Consider the following 23163-nt stretch of genomic DNA (forward strand, 5'->3'; position numbering starts at 1 on the left):
CGAATATCAACGCAGGATAGCCCAATGAGTCAGCATAAATATCACCAGCTCTCTGGTGATGAGTTGGATTTTATCGACGATCAAACCGCCGCACTACTGCTTAACACTCCAAGCAGCGCGCGTATCATGCTTTGGGTTATGGTCGTATTCTTTTTGCTGGCTATTGTTTGGGCCTCTTGGGCGCAGATCGATAAAGTGACTGTCGGCCAGGGTAAAGTGGTGCCATCGTCGCAAATTCAGGTAGTTCAGAACCTGGAGGGCGGCCTGGTCAAACAGATCCTGGTCCGTGAAGGCGAGCAAGTCAAAAAAGGTCAGCAGTTATTGCTGATAGATGACACCCGTTTTCGCTCCGACTATCGTGAGCGTGAGCAGCAAATGGCCAACCTGACAGCCAACGTACTGCAGCTGACCGCTTCCATCGCCAGTGTCATCATCAATGAAGATTTCGAGGAACAGGACTGGCAAAACAGTGTGCGCATTGATTACAACAAGCTAGCTTTTCCGCCTTCACTGCTTGAGTCGCAGCCCAGACTGGTTGACCGTCAGCGCGACCAGTACCAACAAGATCTTGATAACCTGCGCAACCAACTGTCCGTAATTTCGCAGCAGGTTAAACAGAAACAGCAGGATCTGATTGAAATTCAGGCCCGGGTTCGCAACCTGCGCCAAAGTTACGAATATGCGAACAAAGAGCTGGAGATCACCCAACCATTGGCGGATGAAGGCGTTGTTCCGCGTATTGAGCTGTTAAAGCTGCAACGTCAGGTCAATGACACTCGCCGCGAACTCACCTCCAGTGAACTAAAAATACCGGTATTACGCTCAGGTATCCGTGAATCGATGTTGAGCCGTATCGATGCTGCACAGAAGTTCCGTTCGCAGCAGCAAGATGCGCTCAACGAAGCTCAGGACAAGCTGTCAGCGATGACTGAGTCTACCGTAGGGCTTGAAGACCGAGTCAACCGTACCGTTGTCGTCTCTCCGGTGACCGGCACCATCAAAACCCTCAACATCAATACCGTCGGTGGTGTTATCCAGCCGGGTATGGATATTGTTGAAATCGTCCCGACCGAAGACACCTTGCTGGTCGAAGCACAGATCGCACCACAGGATATTGCATTTCTGCGCCCTGAACTGCCTGCGATTGTAAAGTTCAGTGCCTATGACTTCACAAAATATGGCGGTCTGGAAGGCACCCTGGAACACATCAGCGCCGATACCACCCAGGATGAAGAAGGCAACAGTTTCTATCTGGTACGGGTACGCACCAAACAAACATCGTTTGGTCAGGATGAAACGCTGCCAATCATTCCCGGCATGACCGCGTCAGTGGATATCATCACGGGTAAACGCACCGTACTGGATTATTTACTTAAGCCAATTTTGCGCGCAAAAGACAATGCGCTGCGAGAATAATCCGGCAAAGATAAACAGGTCAGTGATGAAAAGCGCGGATTGATGTATAACTAAACCTTATACAACCGGATGCAAAAGATAGTGGAAGAGAGATGACCTTTAGTCACACCGTAGCAACGAGTATGCGATGAAACGCTGGCTATGTTTACTCGCGGCGCTGGTGATTTCATCGCTGGCGGGCGCGCTCAGTACCAAAGAGCAACAGTGGGTTGATGCCGTTACCGCAACCTACGGTCCACGTGCGGGTAAACGGGTTGAGACCTGGCGGCGGGAGATGGTGCGTTACCGATCACTATCAGAAACGCGAGCAACTGACCGAAGTAAACCGTTTCTTCAATCAGCTCTACTTTGTCAACGACGATGTATTGTGGGGCAAAAATGACTACTGGGCGACACCACTGGAATTTTTAGGCAGTAATGCCGGTGATTGTGAGGACTTCACTATCGCCAAGTATTTTTCGCTGCTGGAACTTGGTGTTGCTGATGAGAAGCTGCGCCTGGTGTACGTTAAAGCCATTGAACTGAATCAGTTTCACATGGTGTTGGCCTACTACGCCACTCCCAGCTCACAACCTTTGATTCTGGATAACATTAACCCGCAGATAAAACCAGCCTCTGCGCGGCGTGACCTGCTGCCTATATACAGCTTTAACGGTCAACATCTGTGGTTGATGAAGTCGAAAAATGGCGAGCTGGCGGGTAACGCTTCCCGGCTCAGCCTCTGGAATGATTTACGTTCACGCGAGCGTTCGCTGAATTTGAATAAACCGTTGGTCAATTACGATGAGTAGCTAGAATGACACTATACAAACAACTGGTCGCCGGAATGATAATGGTGCTGATTTTGTTGATGATTTCCGTATTCATCATCGAATTTAATACCACACGCGACAACCTTGAACAGCAGCAACGTTCCGAAGTCAGCAACACGATTAACACCGTGGGTCTTGCTTTAGCGCCCTATCTGGAAAAGAAGGACAGCGTTGCGGCCGAATCCGTCATCAATGCTCTGTTTGACGGCAGTACCTACTCTGTCGTGCGCCTTATCTTTCTTGATGACAACAGTGAAATCGTCCGCTCTTATCCGATTAAACCAAGCCAGGTTCCGCAATGGTTTACTGATCTGGATTTGTTCCAGCCTATCCATGACCGCCGCGTCGTGACCAGCGGCTGGATGCAACTGGCAGAGGTCGAAATCGTCAGCCATCCGGGTGAAGCCTACGCACAGCTATGGCAGGCGCTGATTCGCCTGTCGATCGCGTTCGGCGCTATCGTTCTGATCGGCATGCTCTCGATTGCCTACATCGTCCATCATGCCCTTAAACCGCTGACCACCATAGTGAACAAGATGAAGCAAATCGCCAACAACCAGTTTGGCGAACCGCTGCCTCTGCCCGACACCAAAGACCTGGTCGCAGTGGTACAGGGTATCAACAACATGTCGGCTCAGGTTGAAAAGCATTTTAAAGCCCAGGCTCAAGAAGCACAGCAATTGCGCGAACGCGCTTACATGGATCCGGTTTCGCAATTAGGCAACCGCTCTTACTACATGAACCAATTGAATGGCTGGCTGGCTGACAACGCGGTCGGTGGCGTGGCGATGCTGCAGGTTCAGTTCATCAAAGATTTGTATGAAGAAAAAGGCTACGAAGCCGGCGATAACATGGTGCGTGAACTAGCCACACACCTCAAAGCATCTATTACGGCCCCCAACATCACCATTGCTCGTATCTCGGCCGAAGAATTCGCGCTCATCCTGCCTAATATGGAAGAGGGAGAACTGCGCCAGGCAGCTGACAACATCATGAACTGCGTGAACGATATTAATCCGGATCCTACCGGTATGGCTGCTGCTGACGCAGCGCTCGGCGTGGTGTTCAATGAAGAAGCGAAGAGCTCACGCGAGCTGCTTTCACTGCTCGACAACTCGATGGCCACAGCCAAATCGAATCCGGAGCTGAAATACGGCTTTATTTCCAGCGCGAGCAATCAGATGGTGATGGGTAAACAGCAATGGAAAGCGCTGGTTGAAGAAGCGATTCACCATGACTGGTTCACCTTCCGCTTTCAGGCAGCAACGGATACACACGGTAAAACTTTCCATCGAGAAGTATTCTCTGCGATTGAAAAAGACGGAGTACGCTACAGCGCCAACCAATATCTGTTCGCTCTGGAGCAGCTGCACGCCACTCACCTGTTCGACCAATACGTCCTACAGTCTATGATTAATAAACTGGTGTCCGGTGAAGTGACCGATAAACTTGCGATCAACATTTCGCAAAGCAGTATTGAGCAGCCAAGCTTTATTCGCTGGGTCACTCAATTGCTGACCCGACACAAAGCGGTAGCAGGGTTGCTGCAATTTGAAATTCCGGAGAACTGCTTTGTTAATGCGCCGCACCATACAGCCCTGTTCTGTAACGCTCTGCGCGGCGCGGGTGCTGAGTTTGGTGTTGATAACTACGGCCGTAACTTCCAGTCGCTGGATTATATTAACGAGTTCCGGCCAAACTACGTCAAACTCGATTATCTGTTTACTCACCACCTTGATGATGAGAACCAGAAATTTACTCTGACGTCCATTTCGCGTACTGCTCACGATTTGGATATCACCACTATCGCATCCCGCGTCGAGACCCAGGATCAGCTCGATCTGCTTTCCGAGCATTTCGTCGATGTGTTCCAGGGTTTTATTGTCGATAAATAAGGATGAGCGCAATGCAAGACACGCTGCTGAACTCTCTGATTTACGTCAGCCGCTATTACGGCCTCGCTAATTCTCCCGAGGCTTTGATCAACGGTTTGCCAATGTCAGATGGCAAGCTGACACCATTTTTATTTCCGCGCGCCGCGGAAACGTGCCGGCCTGGTTGCGAAAGAGAACCGCTCCGCACTGCATGAAATCCCTCAACTGGTATTCCCGGTCATTCTGCTGCTGAAAAGTGGCGAAGCGTGTGTACTCAACAGTATTAACGAGGAAAAGCAGGAAGCGGAAGTGGTAACCGCCGAATCGGGCATGGTGCCAATTGCCTATCCGCTTGAAGAACTTAAAGAGCGTTATATTGGCCGTTACTTTATGGTCAAAAAGCAGTTCCGCTTTGATGAGCGCTCTCCGGAAGTGCTGAAAACCCGGCATGGTCACTGGTTCTGGGGTACGATCTGGCAGTCAAAGCGCATCTATCGCGATGTACTGATCGCTTCGATCCTTATCAACCTGTTTGCCATTGCAGCACCGATGTTTACCCGTCTGGTGTACGACAAAGTCGTTCCTAATCTGGCGTTCGAAACTTTGTGGGTACTGGCCAGTGGTGTGCTGGTCATCTTCCTGTTTGATTTAGTGCTCAAACTATTGCGTAACTACTTCATTGATGTGGCCGGCAAAAAATCCGATATCCTGATTTCCTCCAAACTGTTTGCCAAAGTCATGGGCATCCGCATGGAGTCACGACCGCCATCGGTCGGGGCTTTCGCACGCCACTTGCAGGAATTTGAGTCAATTCGCGAGTTTTTCACCTCAGCCACTATAGCTTCTCTGATTGATCTGCCATTCGCGCTGATGTTTTTGCTGTTGATCTGGCTGATGGCCGGTTCACTGGTGCTGGTGCCGATTGTTGGCGTGGTGATCCTGGTTGTGTACTCACTGCTGATTCAGGCACCACTGCGCCGCGCGATCGAAGAGGGTTCCAGACTGGCATCACAAAAATATGCCAACCTGATTGAGAGCCTGGCAGGCCTGGAAACGCTTAAGCTGTTCGGCGCACAAAGCCAGTATCAGTACCGCTGGGAAGAAGCCGTCGCCCACATGGCAAACTGGAACATCAAGAGTCGCCGTATTACCGACGGAATTCAGAATACCGCTGGATTTGTGCAGCAGTCGACTAACGTTGGCATGATTATCCTTGGTGTTTATCTGATTGCGGCCGGCGACCTGACCATGGGCGGACTGATTGCCGCGACGATGCTGAGCGGACGAGCTATCGGCCCGCTGGTCCAGCTGTCGCTGCTTTCAACCCGTTATAACCAGGCAAAATCATCGCTCACCATCATTGAGCAAGTGATGGCCATGCCTGACGAGCAAGAGGCCGGTAAACGCTACATTCACCGTCCGATGATTCAGGGCAAAATTGAGCTCGATAAAGTGACCTTCCATTATCCGGACTCACCGATTGCTTCGATTCGTGATCTCAGCCTGATCATTAACCCGGGCGAGAAAGTGGCGATTATCGGCCGGATCGGTTCCGGCAAAACCACGCTTGAACGCCTTATCATGGGTCTGTATCAACCCACCGAAGGCCACGTTCGTATTGATGAGACAGATATTGCTCAGCTGCATCATATCGACATCCGCCGTAATATCGGCTGTGTACCGCAAGAGAGCTTACTCTTCTACGGCACCATTCGCGATAACATCACGCTGGGACGACCACTGGCTGACGACCGAGATGTCATGGACGCAGCGAACCGGGCTGGTGTCACCGTGTTTACTCAGCAAGATCCGGCGGGCCTTGAACGCCAGGTGGGTGAAGGCGGCTTACTGCTTTCCGGCGGTCAGCGCCAGGCCGTTTCGATTGCGAGAGCCATGCTGGGACGTCCGCCAGTGTTGTTGATGGATGAACCGACCAGTGCGATGGATAACCGCTCTGAGATGCAGATTAAGCACCAGCTCAGTCAGTTAACCCCAAGCGAGACACTGGTACTGATCACTCATAAAACCACCATGCTCGACGTAGTAGACCGGGTGATCGTGATGGAAAAAGGTTCCATCATTGCAGATGGTCCGAAAGAGATGGTACTGACCGATCTGCGCCACGGTAAAGTGCGGGCCGCGAACTAAACTGACCGACCTAGACCTCAGCGTCAGATAAAGCGAAGCGTATAGCGTAGATAAAACACCTCTGATGTTCAGAGGTGTTTTTTTATATCTCGCCTCTGCCCTTTCTCATCCGCTCAAACCAACCAGATTAAAAGAAAACTAATCGACGGATACAAAAAAAGCGCGGTCCATAAAGGCACCGCGCTTAAGCCTGTCACAGGCTGAATTTACACCTCAACGTGCAAACAAGAGACGGAGTGGGTATCACTCCCTTTGATTTGAGGCTTGGTCTTAGCACATTCTGCCGTGGCCTGCGGGCAACGGGTACGAAATACACAACCCGATGGCGGATTAATCGGCGACGGCAAATCCCCTTCCAGCATCTGAATGGTTTTGCTGCGCTCCAGATTCGGATCCGGGATCGGCACCGCTGACATCAGCGCCTTGGTGTAGGGGTGCTTAGGATTGGCAAACAGTGCATCCGACTCACCCAGTTTCGACCGCATTACCCAGATACATCACCAGAACACGGTCAGAAATGTGCTTCACCACTGACAAGTCGTGCGCGATGAAAACCAGGCTTAGACCCAGTTCATTCTGCAGCTCTTTCAGCAGGTTAACGACCTGCGCCTGAATCGAGACGTCCAGTGCTGATACCGGCTCATCACAGATGATCATTTTCGGCTTCAGAATCAGAGCACGGGCAATCCCGATACGCTGACACTGACCGCCGGAAAACTCATGCGGATAACGGTTAATCACGTTCGGCAGCAGACCCACTTTGGCCATCATTTCCTTCACTCTGTCCTTCACTTCCTGCTTGGACAGTTGCGGGTAAAAGGTCTGCAGCGGCTCAGCAATGATGTCACCGACCGTCATACGCGGGTTAAGAGACGCGAGCGGATCCTGGAATATCATCTGGATTTCTTTGCGCGTTTCACGGCGTTTGACTTCCTGCATCCGGGTCAGATCCTGTCCCAGCCACACCACTTCACCCTCAGTAGCCTGTACCAGACCGATGATGGCACGGGCAAAGGTCGACTTACCACAGCCGGATTCGCCCACCACACCCAGAGTTTCGCCCTGATAGAGGCGGACATTGACGCCATCCACCGCTTTCAGTGTCGATGGTTTAGTCCACGGCCAGGCCGACTTAGCGGCAATGCTGAAATGGACCTTCAGATCTTTTACGTCTAACAGTAATGCTTTATCTGCGCTCATTTTGTCCACGCCTCCCAGTCAGAAAAACAAGCACGCTGACGACCGTCACCAAACGGAGTCAGAATTGGTGCTTCACGCTTACAACGGTCCATCACACGGTGACAGCGTTCCTGATAAGGACAGCCGACCGGCAGGCGCAGTAAGTTTGGCGGGTTACCCGGAATCGTCGGCAGAATATCGCCTTCGGTGTCCAGACGCGGAATCGCTTTAAGCAAACCTTCCGCATACGGATGGCTTGGATTGTAGAAAATTTCGTTCACGCTGCCGTATTCCATGGTACGACCGGCGTACATCACCAGCACTTTGTCACACGAGCCTGCCACCACACCCAAATCGTGGGTAATCATGATGATCGCGGTGTTAAACTCACGTTTCAGCTCGTTGAGCAAGTCCATGATCTGTGCCTGAACGGTCACGTCCAGAGCCGTGGTCGGTTCATCGGCGATCAGCAGTTTCGGACGGCACAACAGGGCCATCGCAATCATTACACGCTGACGCATACCACCTGAAAATTCATGAGGATACATGGTAATCCGCTTACGCGCTTCCGGGATTTTTACCGCTTCCAGCATACGAACCGACTCTTCGAACGCCTGTGCTTTGCCCATGCCCTTGTGCAACATCAGCACTTCCATCAGCTGGTCGCTGACTTTCATATACGGGTTAAGTGACGTCATCGGGTCCTGGAAAATCATCGCGATCTGCTCGGCACGCACCTTGTTGAGTGCCTTTTCCGGCAGATTGAGGATTTCTTTACCCTCAAATTTCGCGCTACCTGAGATGATTCCGTTTTTAGCCAGCAAACCCATGATGGCAAACACGGTCTGGGACTTACCCGAACCGGATTCGCCCACGATACCGAGAGTCTCGCCCTGATTAAGCGAGAAGTTTAAATCGTTAACTGCGGTGACAATCCCATCCTGAGTGGTGAATTCGACGCGCAGATCTTTGACATCTAATAAGCTCATCATTACTTCCTTAATCTTGTGTGATTATCTGTCTTTTGGATCCAGCGCATCGCGCAGACCGTCACCCACGTAGTTAAAACAGAACAGGGTGATCACCATAAAGGCCGCCGGGAACAGCAGTTGCCAGATCGCCACTTCCATGGTGTTGGCGCCCTCTTGCAGCAATGCTCCCCAACTGGTCATTGGTTCCTGAACACCCAGACCAAGGAAAGAAAGGAAAGATTCAGTCAGAATCATGCTCGGGATCAGCAGGGTTGAATATACCGCGACAATACCCAGCACGTTAGGTACGATATGGCGGGTAATGATTCTCCACTTGCTGACACCGCACACATGAGCCGCTTCAATAAATTCTTTACTGCGCAGGCTCAGCGTCTGGCCACGTACGATACGTGCCATATCCAGCCAGGCAATGGCACCAATCGCCACAAAGATAAGGATGATGTTACGACCAAAGAAAGTCACCAGTACAATAACCAGAAACATAAACGGAATCGCGTACAGAATTTCCAGCAGGCGCATCATGATGCGGTCGGTACGACCACCGATAAAGCCCGATGCCGCGCCATACAGAGTACCAATCAGTACTGCCACCAGCGCGCCCATGATACCCACCATCAGGGAAATACGGCCGCCGACCAGTGTACGTACCAGCAAGTCACGCCCCAGTGCATCAGTACCAAACCAATGCTCGGCATTCGGCGCAGCATGCATCGCATACCAGTCAGTATCTTCATAGGTATAAGCCGAAAACATCGGCAGAAAAATCACCGCCAGGGTGATCAAACTAAGGATAAACAGGCTGACCATCGCCGCCTTGTTACGCATAAAACGAATGCGCGCATCCTGCCATAAACTGCGACCTTCAATTTCCAGGTTCTCAGAGAACTTTTCGATCGCTTCTAAATTTTCTTTTTTGCTCAACATAATATCCGTGTCCGATTAGTAGCGAATTTTAGGGTCGATATAAGCAAGCAGAATATCCACCACCGCATTGAAGAGGATGAAAAGGAAACCGATCAAAATCGTTACGCCCATAACCAATGAGTAGTCACGGTTAAACGCCGCATTCACGAACAGTTTACCAATCCCCGGCAGACCGAAAATGGTCTCAATCACCACCGAACCGGTAATAATGCCGACAAATGCTGGTCCCATATAGGACACCACAGGTAATAGCGCCGGTTTCAACGCGTGCTTAAACACGATATAGCGATAGCTCAGACCTTTCGCACGAGCGGTACGGATAAAGTTACTGTTGAGGGTTTCAATCATCGAACCACGGGTAATACGGGCAAACGTTGCAACATACAGCAGCGACATACCAATAACAGGCAACGCCATGTACTGGAACGAGCCGTCTTGCCAGCCACCGGCCGGGAACCAGCCAAGATTGATGGAGAAGATATAGATGAGAACTGGTGCCAACACAAAGGATGGCATCACCACCCCGAGCATGGCGGTCGACATGATGGTGTAGTCGACCCAGGTGTTTTGCCTCAGCGCGGCAATGGTGCCAACCCCGACCCCCATGATGACAGTGAAGATGAAAGCAGCAAAACCTACTTTCGCTGAAACAGGCAAAGCAGCGCTGATCAGTTCGTTAACCGAATAATCTTTGTATTTGAATGACGGACCAAAATCGCCTTGCAGAATGTTGGTCAGATAGGTGAAGTACTGCTCGGATACTGGTTTATCCAGGCCATATTTCGCATTGATGTTGGCCATCACTTCCGGCGGTAACGGACGCTCAGAAGAAAATGGGTTACCTGGTGCAAAACGCATCAGAAAGAATGATATCGTGATCAATACCAACAAGGTTGGGATTGCTTCAAATATCCTTTTTGCAATGAATTTAATCATAAACTCACTCTTTCAGTCTGTGACAATAGAAAACGAAAAGACGCTGTATGTGCCGGGCACATACAGTGTCTGTATATTTATAGTTTTAATGCTCAGGATTTACTGAGCTTTGATGTAGAGATCTTTAGTGTAGATCTTGTCTTCCGCGTTATTAACCGGGTAACCACCAAGTTGTGGCGACACCAGACGGGAAGTTACATACTGATAGATAGGGGCGATTGGCATATCACGCGCCAGCAGTTTCTCTGCCTCGACGTACAGTGCTTCACGCTCTTCATCGGTCTTCGCATTCAACGCTTTATCCATCACTGCATCGTACTCTGCGCTGTGATATTTCTGGTCGTTGGAGCTGTTGTTGGACTGCATCAGTGACAGGAAGCTGGATGCTTCGTTGTAGTCACCACACCAACCGGCGCGAGTCACGTCGTAGTTACCTTCACGACGGGTATCTAGGAAGGTTTTCCACTCTTGGTTTTCCAGAGTGATGTTCACGCCCAGTGCCTGTTTCCACATTGACTGAATCGCCGTTGCGATTTTCTTGTGGTTTTCAGACGTGTTGTACAGCAGGGTGAATTCCAGTGGATGAGACTTATCAAAGCCAGCCTCTGCCAGTAATTTCTTCGCTTCGGCAATACGCTCTTTCTGAGTCAGCTTGCCGTAAGCCGGCATCTCTGGATTGAAATCAGCGGTAATTTCCGGCGTCATGAAGTACGCAGGTTTCTGGCCCTGACCCAGAATCGCGTTGGCGATAATGTCACGGTCGATAGCGTACGATAGTGCCTTACGCACGCGCACATCATCAAACGGCGCTTTCTGGTTGTTGAAACCGTAGTAGTAAGTACACAGGTTACCTTTCACGTTGACCGATTCCGGGTACTCTTTTTTCAGACGTTTGAAGTGCTCAAGAGGCAGTTCATAAGTCATCTGAATTTCGCCCGACAGGAAGCGGTTCATTTCAGCCACCTGGTTTTCGATTGGCAGGTAGGTCACCTGATCGATAACTGTGTGCGCGTTATCCCAGTAATATGGGTTACGCTTCATCACTAACCGTTCGTTTACCGTCCACTTATCAACGACATAAGCGCCGTTACCAACGAAGTGGTCAGGTTTGGTCCACTGATCGCCCCACTTTTCAACCGTGGCACGGTGAACAGGTTTCACAGTGGTGTGGCCCATCATTTTTACAAAATATGGAACCGGTGTTTCCAGATTCACTTCCAGTGTGTTCGCATCCAGCGCCTTCACACCCAGTGTCTCTTTGTCTTTTTTCCCGGCGATAATGTCTGCCGCGTTCACCATAGTGGTCATTTCCAGATACCACGAGTATGGAGACGCCGTTGCAGGGTCAACCGCACGCTTAAAGCTGTACACGAAGTCGTCAGCGGTAACCGGGTCACCGTTTGACCATTTCGCATCTTTACGCAGGTGGAAAATAAAAGTTTTATTGTCTGTCGTTTCCCAGCTTTCTGCGACACCCGGAACCGTCTTACCGTTCGCATCCTGGTTTACCAGACCTTCCAGAAGGTCACGAATCACGTGTGACTCTGGTACACCTTCCGTTTTATGCGGATCGATAGAAGCGACTTCAGTACCGTTACCACGGACAAATTCCTGTTTGTCAGCGAGTTTAGTACCAGCGGGAACATTCGCGGCGAGAGATGAGAAAGAAGCACTTGCCACTGCAAGGCCAGCCCCCAGAAGCAGGGCCTGAGTAATCTTATTTTTATACATGCATAAACTCCAAGTTTTCATTTTGCATCCATGACATCTCTGCAGGGCGTTAGGCATCTGACTGCCATAATTAGGGTGTTTAACGCAAAAAACCAAACACAAAACCTAACCCATACAAAGCGAGCGGCATAGAACGGCGAACATCAAACTAACTTGCCATAAAATAGTCTTTCACAAAGACTATGCACTGCGCAGAATCAATAAATCATTGAAATGACTTAATTGATCGTCAATAACGCAGAATTTCAGTACAAATAAGGACTTAGATTCAACCGCATATGCCACATATACTAACCAAGATTACTTTTTCAGCATCTTATGCTAGAAATTCGGCGGAAAATTTAACATCTGCCTCACATGACGTCTAATTGAAAGTGATATTCCACTCATCAGATGACAGGAATTGTGAACAGAATCACCTGTTGCACCATTGTGATCCACTACGCACTTTTTAGGAAACGTTTGCGTATGAGTTTCAAAATGAAACCGGTATCATAACATCAGTTACCGTATAGCCCGTGATATAAAACCAGCTTAAACGTGAGCAAATACGCCGCATTAAATTGCGCCACTGACTATTAACCCTAGTCCAAAATAATCCTTTATAAAGCATCAATTTGCACACTAAATAGAATGACATACTCTAAGAAGTACGTCTATCAGCATATCAATAAGCCCCAGAGCAGCAGGCCGTCACGACAGAGCAAAGGGTTCGAAATAGCGGCGTGCCAGTCAGCACGCCGCTATCAGACGCAGCACCGCAGGGACAACCAACACGAATAACGAGGGGAATAGAGGAAGAGAAAAAGCTGCGTAAGATTGGGTTAAATTCGGCAATACCGAGTCAACTCTAAGCCAAAGCGCGTGTGACCACTTCGATAATTTGTGGCCGGAATATAAAGAACACAGCCCCCAGCAGACATAAACCCGCCCAGATAAAGTCCATTCGAAACGGCTCTTTCATATAAATCAGCGCAAAAGGCACAAACACGCTCAGCGTAATCACCTCCTGCAGGATCTTCAGTTGACCAAGATTGAGTACGGTGTAGCCAATGCGGTTTGCCGGCACCTGAAACATGTATTCAAACAAAGCAATCCCCCAACTGAGCAACGCAGCCACAATCCAGGGTTTATGTTCCAACTCACGCAGATGAGCATACCAGGCAAAAGTCATGAATACGTTACTGATTAAAAGCAGCCCGATGGTGGTCACAATCGGTGGAAGGCCAAACATGATTAACTCCGCTAATAAATGGAAAACCAGCGCAGTTTGCGCCTGACTCTGACTGCCGTCAATCTCAGTACAGCGAAATACCAAAGCAAAAACCGGGAACGATACCAATAATTCAAATCAATTGCTCCTTATTGGCGCTTTATCTTTCTTGTCGATCACAGATTTTATCCTGCACTAACAAACTGCCCGGCTAACCACTTTTCATCAATCGGGCTTGGATTAAACTGAAGCAAATTTACAGGAGATTGAATATGAACAGAGTATGGGTCACCGGTGACGCAGTGATTGATTTGATTCCGGACGGCGAACAGCATTACCTCAAGTGTCCGGGCGGCGCGCCCGCAAATGTGGCTGTCGCTATCGCCCGACTCGGTGGCGACAGCGCCTTTTTTGGCCGGGTTGGCAAAGATCCCTTCGGACAATTTCTGGCACAGACACTTCAAAGTGAAGGGGTCAATATTGATCACCTTCATTTTGACCCTTTACATCGTACCTCTACGGTCGTCGTCGACCTCGATGATGACGGTGAACGCAGCTTTACTTTTATGGTGAAACCAAGCGCTGACCAGTTCCTGCAAGCTGAAGATATTCCTGATTTCCGGCGAGGAGAATGGTTACACATATGCTCTATCGCGCTTGCCAACGAACCAAGCCGTAGCTCTACCCTGGCAGCGATGAAGAAAATGAAGCAAGCCGGTGGATTTATCAGCTTCGATCCAAACCTGCGTGAGGAAGTGTGGAGCGATCCGAGTGAACTCATCAACGTAGTCATGCAGGCGGTCGCACTGGCCGATGTCGCCAAGTTTCTCCGAAGAGGAACTTATGCAACTGACGCGCACCGGATCTATCGAGGGTGGTCTGCAAGCCCTGCGTCGTTACGACCTGCCACTCACCGTGATTACTCAGGGAGCAAAAGGTGCTCTGGTAGTGACCGCAGAGGGACAACAACTGGTCACCGGCAAAGCAGTAAAACCGGTCGATACCACCGGCGCCGGTGATGCGTTTGTCGGCGGATTGCTGGCCACACTGGCACAAAATGAACAATGGCAAACCAAGCCTTCTGTCCATAACGCAGTGCAAGCAGCCAACGGTTGTGGCGCTCTCGCTACCACCGAAAAAGGGGCGATGACCGCTTTACCGAATCAACAGGCATTACTGGCATTCTTGCAGTCTTAAGCCTGCTTACTCACATCCTGCCAGGCGGGCTTAACGCTCGCCTTTCTTCTCATTTCATCCTTCCCGTTTCTTCTCTCTATGCATCAACTTCCCCATATCCGGATCACAAAATTGCAGCAGATCGTGCGTTGAGTAGAATTATCAGTTTATTTTTAGGGATCGTTCCCGAAATGTTCGGTATATTGCTAATCAAATTAAGTCTCCAGATTCAGGGAGCTGACGTGTAACGCATTTTGCTGAATCGATGAGATAAAATTAAAACAACCCACACTGTGTCATGAATCAACGGGAACGTTTGCAGCAACCCCCTATTTTTCATCCATTTGTGGAGACAATAACAATGAAGACAAAAGCCCTGACGATCGCTATCTCGCTTGCCCTGCTACCAACTACTTCTGTATTCGCACAGAGTGACTTAGCATCTCTGGAAGCCCGAATTAACGAACTGGAATCACGTCTGACCCAGACTGAGCAAACCGCCCAGCAAGCGGAACAGAAAGCGTCATCGTTCGAATTTCACGGCTATGCCCGTGCCGGACTACTGATCAATGACGACTTTAACGGTGCGGTCGGCACCGGTCCTTACATGACCGCCGCAGGTGCGCTGGGCGCACCCGTTGGCCGTTTGGGACTGGAAGATGACAATTACCTCGAAGCGAATCTGATTCATAACCGGGTGATGGACGATGGGTCAAAAGCACGTTTTCAGATCATGCTGGCCGACGGCGTTGAGACCAACAATGAATGGACCGCAGATGACAGTAAGCTCAATGTACGCCAAGTCTACGCGGAGCTGAGTTCACTGCCCTCATTCAGTGGCGCATTGGCTGATGCGACCCTGTGGGCCGGAAAACGCTTTGACCGTGATAATTTTGACATCCACTTCCTTGATTCAGATATTGTATTCCTGTCCGGAAGCGGCGCAGGTATCTATGATGTGCAGATGAGTGACAGCTGGAAAGCCAATTTCTCGATTTACGGCCGCGACTTTGGTGACATTGACAGCTCAAGTACTGATATCGAAAACTATGTCGCCACTATGAATAACCATATTGGTCCTTTTCAGATCATGTTAAGCGGCATGAAATCGGCTGATAATCAAGATCGCGCCAGTGAAAACACATCCCCGAGTCAGCGCGCTGAAAACGGTATCCATGCTCTGTTTGCGTATCATGGCGACAGCTTCTATGGCATACAGGACGGTTTCTCCAAGACTGGTATTCTGGCAGGTCAGGGGTTAGGTGCTGAACTAAAGGGCATAGGTTCAAACGGCGATTTGAATGATGATGCCAAAGCGGTGCGTTTGTTCAGCTACGGTGTCACCAAATTTGCTGACAACTGGCGCATCGCTCCAGCGCTGATGGCCGAATACAGCCAGGATCGCATTAAGGACAACGACGAATTTATCTGGGCAACCGCTAACGTTCGTTTAGCGCAGGAGCTGACCGAGAACTTTGAGATGGTTTACGAAGGCACTTATCAGTACATGGATATGGACAACAGCGTTGAAAAAGCCAAGGGCAGTTTCTACAAAGCGACACTCGCACCAACCTTTAAACTGGCGACATCCGCCGGCTTCTTTGACCGCCCGGAAATTCGCTTTGCAGTCAGCTACGTTGACTGGAGCAGCGAACTGGATGACTACGCGGTCAGCCTGGCAAGCGACGCCAGCACCATGGGTAACGGCGGTGAAACCGTATTCGCACTACAGATGGAAACCTGGTTCTGATTTCGATACCAAACTCTAAGCAACTGATTTTAAAATAAATCCCCCCATTCAGCCCGGTACATGCCGGGCTTTTTTCTGTCAGTGGTGCTGACTCCGGCGCTCATAGCTTGCCTTGCCTTGCCTTGCCTTGCCTTGCCTTGCCTTGCCTTGCCTTGCCTTGCCTTGCCTTGCAAAGCAGAGAGCCAGAAAACAGCAAACATAGAAACAAAAAAAGCCATCCCGAGGGGATGGCTTGGCTGAGCATATACTCTTATGCGTCAACAAACGGCGCGTGAGCAGAATGAAGAGGTGTAACCCTGGCACTGACAGCGACACCTTGCAAAGAGATTCGGGTTGCCTGCTCAGGAGTAAATACGCGTCCGGTCATGACCTGCTCACCACCATTAATAAAGATTTCCAGTGATGAGCTGTCGGCCAGAATCTGCAATCTGACCGGCTCACTGCTCAACGCCAGTTCACGGATTGTATCGCCCTGGCGGATCAGGGTTTGAGAGCGGTCAAAACGCAGTAGCCCCTGCTCTTTATCCAGCGTCAGTACTACTTTGTGTTTGTCGTCATGCATCAAGTGCAGTTCACTGCCCCACGCCAGCGTGACCAGCAACTCGAAACTCTTGCTGTTGAGGTCAAGCGGCTTATCACTCAAAGTGACCTGGCTGGTTTCACCACGCAGTAGATCCAGTTCAGCCGCCGGCTGTTGCAGCACCCGGCCGTTAAGCCAGCGTAATTCACGCATTGTGGTTAACTGGTGCAGCCAACCGTGATCACAACTCGGTTGCTGTACTTCATCCGGTAATCCCATCCAACCGCACATCACACGACGTCCGTCTGGTGTTTGCACACTTTGCGGCGCATAAAAATCAAACCCTTGGTCCAGGGCCCAGCCTTCGATAAAGTCAAAGCCGCCCTGCTCGTCCTGATTGACGCGGAAGATACGGTTCTGATGCACTATAGTATGATGCTGGCTTTCAGATTCAATCCCTTGCGGGCCAAACACCACAAACGATTCATCGCCAAGCTCAAACCAGTCCGGGCACTCCCACATATAACCGTAAGGAGAAAGCTCATCACCGTATAGCTTATCGAAACCGCCAGTTAACCAGGTCATCAGAGTGATAAACGGCAAGTCGTCCCTGCAGAGATTCGGTCTGAGCTCCCAGCAACATATGCCAGCGCCCCTGATAAAACGCCACTTTCGGGTCACGGATATGTTCGGTAACACCTGGTGGCAGCTCTCGAATCAACGGTCCTAATTTTTCAAACTGTCCGTCTGCATTCATGCGAGCCGCGCACTGCATAGTCTGACGCTGACGCTCAGGCCCCAAACGAGTATTGCCGGTATAAAACAGCATTAAATCATCGCCCTGACTGACTGCATGGCCGGAAAAGACCCCGTGGCTGTCAAACCAGTCGGACGGGGTTAAAGCCACAGACTGCCAGTGCCAGTTGATCAGATCATCACTCGTAAGATGAACCCAGTATTTGTCTTTGTGCTCACAGGAATATGGATACCATTGATAAAACAGGTGGTAAGCACCCTGATGGTAGATGAAACCATTGGGATCGTTGAGCAAGCCTTGCGGCGGAGAAATATGCCACTGCGGGCGATAGTGGGATGGCCGGGCGACACGATACTGCGCTGCTTTAAACTGTTGCCTGGCAGCAATTGAGCGACCAACCAAGGCCAAATCCTCATCCTGGATGGTACTCTCACGTTTTATACTCAGTTGCCACTCTCCGAGTACGGACTCCGCAGTGACTTCATCGGGTAATGAACAGACGGCGTGGCGATCGGATACCGCCACGACGATGCGCCCGTCCGGCGCTAAAATCCGTTGAATGTTATCGAGCCCGCCCGCGAGTTCGATAAGTCTCTGTAACGACATAAACTGACCTAATAGCTAATTTCGGGAACGTTCTCAAAATATACAACAAAATCCAGTCAGGCAAGTCTTTCCCATTTTTATAGCAAGGTTATGCAGATGTGTGTGAAGCCGGGCACACAAACTCCGCCTGATATGGAGCCGGAGCCGAACATTCAGGCGGATGTGAAAGACAGGTGACATGATACTTAGGGGCAAAGAGTGTCAGATCTGGGTCGTCACGAACAGGTTTCACGGGCAATATTCTGAAATGTCAGCACCACTTTGCTCATTTCCTGCCCTTGCCCGGCAATCCGGTCCAGCAGCATTTTAGCGGCATTTTCACCCGCTTTATCAAATGCATAATTGAAAGTTGATAACCCGGGATTGCTGACAAAAGCCAGCTCATCATTCCCGACACCAAGCACTTTGACCTGTTCACCAACCTGAATACCTGCCGCCTGCAGCGCTTTTACCGCCCCTACGGCCAGACGGTCTGTCGCACAGAAACAAGCCATCGAGTTGCGGATAGTCGCGCATCGCTTCCTGTGCCAGCCGATGACCGGACTCAATCGAAAAGTCACCACGTAAATGACAAACCAACGACTGGTTATGCATCGTCAGCGCCTGCTCTAACCCTTGGCTGCGCTGCACATCGACCGCGATGTCATCACTTTGTACGCCGATAAAGCCAACATGCTGGCAGCCTGCCGCTACCAGACGCTTGCCCGCTTCAAAGCCAACCCGGGTGTCATCATGCACCACGCTAGGAATATTGTGCAGAGAACCATCCTGCCCTACCAGCACGACCGGCACAGCAGAGTTCTGAATCTCTTTAATCAGCGGCATGTCGAGGTGGGTCGCATAAAAAATAATGCCCTCGACCCGCTTTTGATTGAAGATGCGGATGTATTCCAGTTCCTTGGCATGCATCTGATGCGTATTGGCCAGCAGGACATGCTTACCATTCTGCTCCAGTATCTTGGTCAGGCCATCCACACCCTGTGCGGTGGCATGGGAAGACACCCGTGGCACAATCACACCAATCAGGTTAGTCTTCTGTGATTTAAGATCTTTAGCGACCTGGTTGACGACGTAGCCGCACTCTGACACTGCCTGAAGCACTTTCACTTTCGTCGACTCTTTGACCCCGTATTCATCATTAATGACGCGAGAGACCGTCGATTTTGACACCCCGGCCAATCTGGCCACATCGTGCAAACTTGCCATGCCCTATCCTATTACGCTGCGAAAATTGGGATTGATTGCAGAACTAACCGGCATCAACCACTTAACTAGCGTGATTTTAACCTTGTTTTGTCCTTTTTCCTTGCCGGTTTTGCTGATCTTTCTCACAGAATAAACGAGTTGCTTTTGACCGGCGGTTTTTTATTGACAAGAATGCGCATTGCAAACGTTCCCAAAAATTCAAAAATAACGCAGTTAACCACTATACTGACAAGTAACAAGAACCGGAGTGAGTTATGGACTATCCAGTCATAGCAAAACAACTTCTCGAGCATCTGGGCGGTAAACAAAACATCCAGGCGCTGGCACACTGCGCAACCAGACTGCGTTTGGCAGTCAAAGATGAGGACCAGATTAATGAAGCGGCCATTGACGGGCTGCAGGGCGTAAAAGGCCAATTTAAAGTCGCAGGTCAATATCAGATCATTTTTGGATCCGGTATTGTCAACCAGGTTTATGCCGAGATGGCTAAACTGACGGGCATGGCTGAAATGTCGACCAATGACGTGGCCGCAGCCGGCGCAGATAAACAAAATCTTGTACAACGCGCGGTGAAAGGCCTGTCCGATATTTTTGTACCGATCATTCCGGCCATTGTCGCCGGCGGTCTACTGATGGGGCTGTTTAATGTCCTGACGGCAAAAGGGCTGTTTATTGATGGTCAGTCTCTGATTGACGCCAACCCGGGTCTGGCTGACTTGGCCAGCATGATCAACACCTTTGCCAACGCACCTTTTGTTTATTTACCTGTATTGCTGGCCTTCTCTGCGTCACGTAAATTTGGTGGCAACCCCTTCCTTGGCGCCGCACTGGGTATGCTGATGGTTCACCCGGACCTGCTTAACGGCTGGGGTTTTGGGAGTGCGGCCGTGCATGGCACTGTGCCTACCTGGAATATTCTCGGGCTGGAAATAGAAAAAGTCGGTTACCAGGGCTCAGTACTACCGGTTTCTGGTCTCAGCATTTATTCTGGCTAAAGTTGAGCTGGGACTGCGTAAGGTTGTACCTTCGGTACTGGATAACCTGCTGACTCCGATGCTGGCTATTTTTATCACCGGTTTTCTGACCTTCACTCTGGTGGGCCCAATCACCCGTGATGTCGGCTTTATGCTCGGTGATGGCCTGAGCTGGTTATATGACTCTGCGGGTTTTGTTGGCGGTGCGGTGTTTGGCCTGATTTACGCTCCGTTTGTGATTACCGGTATGCACCACAGCTTTATCGCGATTGAAACCCAGCTGCTGGCAGATATCGTAACCACAGGCGGTACGTTCATCTTCCCGATTGCCGCGATGTCCAATGTGGCGCAAGGTGCAGCAGCACTGGCGGTCGCTTTTACCACCAAAGATGTCAAACAAAAAGGCATCGCGATGCCATCGGGTATCACAGCACTGCTTGGCATCACTGAACCCGCCATGTTCGGCGTTAACCTCAAGCTGCGCTATCCGTTCATTGCGGCCATTACCGGTGCCGCAGTCTCGAGTGCTTTCCTGACCCTGTTTCATGTTAAAGCGCACGCGCTCGGCGCCGCCGGTATTCCGGGGATTATCTCCATCAATCCGGAAAAAATCGGCTATTACGTGGTGGGTATGGTGATTTCATTCGCCGTAGCCTTCGGTCTGACCATAGTGCTGGGTATGCGTCAAAAAGCCAAGCAAGGTGTCAGCGCAACAGCCTGATCCTGAATAAACAATCACTGACTGATGAATAGCAAAACGCCCGGCGAAAGCCGGGCGTTGTTTTCTGTGTGCTTTTCTCAGAACTGATAACCCAGTTTGACTTCAATCGTACGCTCCGCACCGTACCAACAGTTCATATTGTCGTAACAGGTGTAGGATTCTTCATCAAACAGGTTACTGGCAATCACGTCGGCACTGACCCCTTGCAGACGCTCACTGACTTTGCCCAGATCATAGCCGAGTGAAAAATCAACAATGGTGTAGTCCGGCACTTTACCCTGGGTGTTGGTAGCATCCATCATCATGCTGCCCACGTAACGTGCGCCTGCGCTGACCCGGCTGCCATCAAGCGCTCCCTGATCAATCTGATAGGTGCTCCACAGTGTTGCGCTGTGTTCAGGCACATAAATCGGTGTCGTACCCTGCAGACCATTGGCGCTATCCTTGGTTACTTCAACATCGGAATAGGTGTAACTGGCGGCAATATCCCAGCCCGGTGTAACCCACCAGCGGCCTTCGACTTCGATCCCCTGTGAGCGCACTTCGCCGACCTGAATATCATCCTGATAATCGGCGGAAGAAGGATCGGTCACCACAACATCGCTTTTGACGATATGGTACAAAGAGATGCTGCCTTGCTTGCTCATATCCGCCGATTGGTATTTAACCCCGATTTCCACCTGTTCACCGGTTTCAGGCTTAAACGGCTGGCCGAATTGGCTGTCGACCCCGGCCACCGGAGAGAAGCTGGTTGCGAAGCTGGCAAAAGGCGCCAGGCCAGAATCAAATTCGTATAATGCACCGACCCGATAGGTAAACTCGTTGTCATCCGCATCCGTGCTGTAACCGGATACCTCGCTGCTGCTGGTATAATGGTCAAAGCGGCCACCGCCAATCAGCACCCAGCGATTCCAGCGTAACTGGTCCTGAAAGTAGAAACCCAACTGTTTGATGGATATATCGTACGCATACAGGCCCGTCTGCGTGACACTGCCACGATCCAATAGGTTATTGTTGGGTGCATACAGGTTGAAGCTATCAAATTCGCTGTTGTTTGAGTCAAAAGTTTTGTAATCCGAATTGCCTTTCAGACGCTGGTAATCCACTCCCACTAACAGATTGTGCTCGACACTGCCCCAGTTCAACTGACCCGATAACTGGTTATCAACCACAATGCCTCGCGAGTCTTCATCGGTGCTGTAAATGTTACGCTGCAGAGTACCGCTGACTTCATCAAATTGTCCGGCGCCATGATAGGTGTTTTCCTGATACAAAGACGCATCGGTATAACGCAGACTTTGCAGAAACGGACCATTGATCGTTGAAATCATGCTGAATTCTATAACCCAGCATCACGAATTCCCGTTCAAACTTGCTCCAGTTCACATCGCCAGCCGAAGTCGATGGTGAGGTTGAACCATAGGGGTTTCCGGTTACGGTACCTGATGCTGGCAACGCAGAATTCATTCCCATATCCGGATCTTTTTGATAGTACAGATTCAGGTTAAGTAACGTATTGTCGGTAATTTGCCAGTCCAGAGACGGAGCAAGCACGTAACGTTCTTCTTCCGTGCCATCGACCTGGCCATCCTGTTTACGCGATTTGGCTACCAGACGATAACGTACATCGCCGTCACCAATCGGACCTGTGGTATCAAGTGTGACCTGTTTGAGGTTGCGCGAACCGCCGGACACCGACAGCTCAGTATGTCGCTGTGACTGCGGTTTTTTAGCAATCACATTCACCATACCGCCCGGTGGCATTGCACCGTACAGTACTGAAGTCGGCCCTTTAAAGATTTCCACTTGCTGCATTGCAATCGGATCAATCTGTGGTTGCAGGTTCCAGCCTTTCAGATACTGCACCAACATACCATCGTAATAGCTCTGATTAGACTCAAAACCACGAATATAGAAATTATCTAGCATGGTGACTGCGCCACCTTTGGTTTCCGTCACCACACCCGGCGCATAACGTACCGCCTGCCCGAGCGAGGTTACTCCGCGCTGCTCTAACTGTTCTCCGTCAAGGACGCTGATACCCTGCGGCGTTTCTTGCGGATCCAGTGTGGTTTTGGTCGCGGTATTGCGATAGGTTTTGCCCAGGATGGTCAGAGTGTCGACCTCCGGGGACTCTGATTGTTGTGCCAGTACCAAAGGAGTGGCGAACATCGCCATGAGCGCGAACGCGATCGGAGAGAGTGTGGAGTGCTTAACAACCGCCATGA

General features: G+C 50.4%; 9 protein-coding genes and 8 pseudogenes. 7 read left to right on the plus strand and 10 right to left on the minus strand.

Going from position 1 to position 23163, the window contains the following annotated elements:
* Positions 1-24: 24 nt before the first annotated feature.
* From ABDK09_17345 to ABDK09_17360, 4 genes and pseudogenes are all read left to right on the plus strand, one after another.
* A complete protein-coding gene (locus ABDK09_17345; protein ID XAW88765.1) occupies positions 25-1416 on the plus strand; it encodes an HlyD family type I secretion periplasmic adaptor subunit in 1392 nt (463 codons plus the stop codon).
* Between the two features lie 127 nt (positions 1417-1543).
* Positions 1544-2207: pseudogene (locus tag ABDK09_17350) on the plus strand (transglutaminase-like cysteine peptidase).
* Between the two features lie 5 nt (positions 2208-2212).
* On the plus strand, positions 2213-4123 hold the full coding sequence (locus tag ABDK09_17355; protein XAW88766.1) for an EAL domain-containing protein: 1911 nt from the start codon (positions 2213-2215) through the stop codon (positions 4121-4123).
* Between the two features lie 11 nt (positions 4124-4134).
* Positions 4135-6250 (plus strand): annotated as a pseudogene (locus tag ABDK09_17360) (type I secretion system permease/ATPase).
* Positions 6251-6456: 206 nt separating this feature from the next.
* Here ABDK09_17360 and oppF read toward each other — a convergent pair.
* The 6 genes and pseudogenes from oppF to ABDK09_17390 form a co-directional block, all read right to left on the minus strand.
* Positions 6457-7450, minus strand: a pseudogene (gene oppF / locus ABDK09_17365) (murein tripeptide/oligopeptide ABC transporter ATP binding protein OppF).
* Positions 7447-8418 (minus strand): ABC transporter ATP-binding protein, encoded by a 972-nt coding sequence (locus ABDK09_17370; protein XAW90772.1) that lies wholly within the window; start codon positions 8416-8418, stop codon positions 7447-7449. Before ABDK09_17370 ends, oppF begins: the two are co-directional and overlap by 4 nt.
* 24 nt (positions 8419-8442) lie before the next feature.
* Positions 8443-9345: an oligopeptide ABC transporter permease OppC gene (oppC, locus tag ABDK09_17375; GenBank protein XAW88767.1), complete on the minus strand. Its 903-nt coding sequence runs from the start codon at positions 9343-9345 to the stop codon at positions 8443-8445.
* A 15-nt stretch (positions 9346-9360) separates the two neighbouring features.
* The gene (oppB, locus tag ABDK09_17380) at positions 9361-10281 is read right to left on the minus strand and encodes an oligopeptide ABC transporter permease OppB (GenBank protein ID XAW88768.1); all 921 of its coding nucleotides are present in this window, start codon (positions 10279-10281) and stop codon (positions 9361-9363) included.
* A gap of 99 nt (positions 10282-10380) precedes the next feature.
* Complete coding sequence (locus tag ABDK09_17385; GenBank protein ID XAW88769.1) at positions 10381-12012, minus strand: ABC transporter substrate-binding protein; 1632 nt, start codon at positions 12010-12012, stop codon at positions 10381-10383.
* Positions 12013-12862: 850 nt separating this feature from the next.
* On the minus strand, positions 12863-13246 hold the full coding sequence (locus tag ABDK09_17390) for a DMT family protein (GenBank protein XAW88770.1): 384 nt from the start codon (positions 13244-13246) through the stop codon (positions 12863-12865).
* Positions 13247-13497: 251 nt separating this feature from the next.
* Here ABDK09_17390 and ABDK09_17395 point away from each other — a divergent pair.
* Together ABDK09_17395 and ABDK09_17400 are read left to right on the plus strand one after the other, a co-directional pair.
* Positions 13498-14422, plus strand: a pseudogene (locus ABDK09_17395) (aminoimidazole riboside kinase).
* A 340-nt stretch (positions 14423-14762) separates the two neighbouring features.
* Positions 14763-16151 carry a carbohydrate porin gene (locus ABDK09_17400; protein ID XAW88771.1) on the plus strand — a complete coding sequence of 463 codons (1389 nt, stop codon included), beginning with the start codon at positions 14763-14765 and terminating at the stop codon, positions 16149-16151.
* A 29-nt stretch (positions 16152-16180) separates the two neighbouring features.
* On the opposite strand, the gene ABDK09_17405 is transcribed toward ABDK09_17400, so the two are convergent.
* The 3 genes and pseudogenes from ABDK09_17405 to ABDK09_17415 form a co-directional block, all read right to left on the minus strand.
* Positions 16181-16369, minus strand: coding sequence for a hypothetical protein (locus tag ABDK09_17405; protein XAW88772.1), 189 nt, complete (start codon positions 16367-16369; stop codon positions 16181-16183).
* A gap of 32 nt (positions 16370-16401) precedes the next feature.
* Positions 16402-18034, minus strand: a pseudogene (locus ABDK09_17410) (glycoside hydrolase family 32 protein).
* A 215-nt stretch (positions 18035-18249) separates the two neighbouring features.
* A pseudogene (locus ABDK09_17415) lies at positions 18250-19240 on the minus strand (LacI family DNA-binding transcriptional regulator).
* A 254-nt stretch (positions 19241-19494) separates the two neighbouring features.
* Here ABDK09_17415 and ABDK09_17420 point away from each other — a divergent pair.
* Positions 19495-20935, plus strand: a pseudogene (locus ABDK09_17420) (sucrose-specific PTS transporter subunit IIBC).
* A gap of 77 nt (positions 20936-21012) precedes the next feature.
* Here ABDK09_17420 and ABDK09_17425 read toward each other — a convergent pair.
* Positions 21013-23161: pseudogene (locus tag ABDK09_17425) on the minus strand (TonB-dependent siderophore receptor).
* Between the last annotated feature and the right edge of the window lie 2 nt (positions 23162-23163).

The sequence above is a fragment of the Vibrio sp. CDRSL-10 TSBA genome, assembly GCA_039696685.1.
GTDB lineage: Bacteria > Pseudomonadota > Gammaproteobacteria > Enterobacterales > Vibrionaceae > Vibrio.

Bases quoted from the DNA above. Each gene is read 5' to 3' on its own strand.
- ABDK09_17345 (XAW88765.1), top strand. From the start codon at position 25: ATGAGTCAGCATAAATATCACCAGCTCTCTGGTGATGAGTTGGATTTT.
- ABDK09_17355 (XAW88766.1), top strand. From the start codon at position 2,213: ATGACACTATACAAACAACTGGTCGCCGGAATGATAATGGTGCTGATT.
- ABDK09_17370 (XAW90772.1), bottom strand. From the start codon at position 8,418: ATGAGCTTATTAGATGTCAAAGATCTGCGCGTCGAATTCACCACTCAG.
- oppC (XAW88767.1), bottom strand. From the start codon at position 9,345: ATGTTGAGCAAAAAAGAAAATTTAGAAGCGATCGAAAAGTTCTCTGAG.
- oppB (XAW88768.1), bottom strand. From the start codon at position 10,281: ATGATTAAATTCATTGCAAAAAGGATATTTGAAGCAATCCCAACCTTG.
- ABDK09_17385 (XAW88769.1), bottom strand. From the start codon at position 12,012: ATGTATAAAAATAAGATTACTCAGGCCCTGCTTCTGGGGGCTGGCCTT.
- ABDK09_17390 (XAW88770.1), bottom strand. From the start codon at position 13,246: ATGTTTGGCCTTCCACCGATTGTGACCACCATCGGGCTGCTTTTAATC.
- ABDK09_17400 (XAW88771.1), top strand. From the start codon at position 14,763: ATGAAGACAAAAGCCCTGACGATCGCTATCTCGCTTGCCCTGCTACCA.
- ABDK09_17405 (XAW88772.1), bottom strand. From the start codon at position 16,369: ATGGCTTTTTTTGTTTCTATGTTTGCTGTTTTCTGGCTCTCTGCTTTG.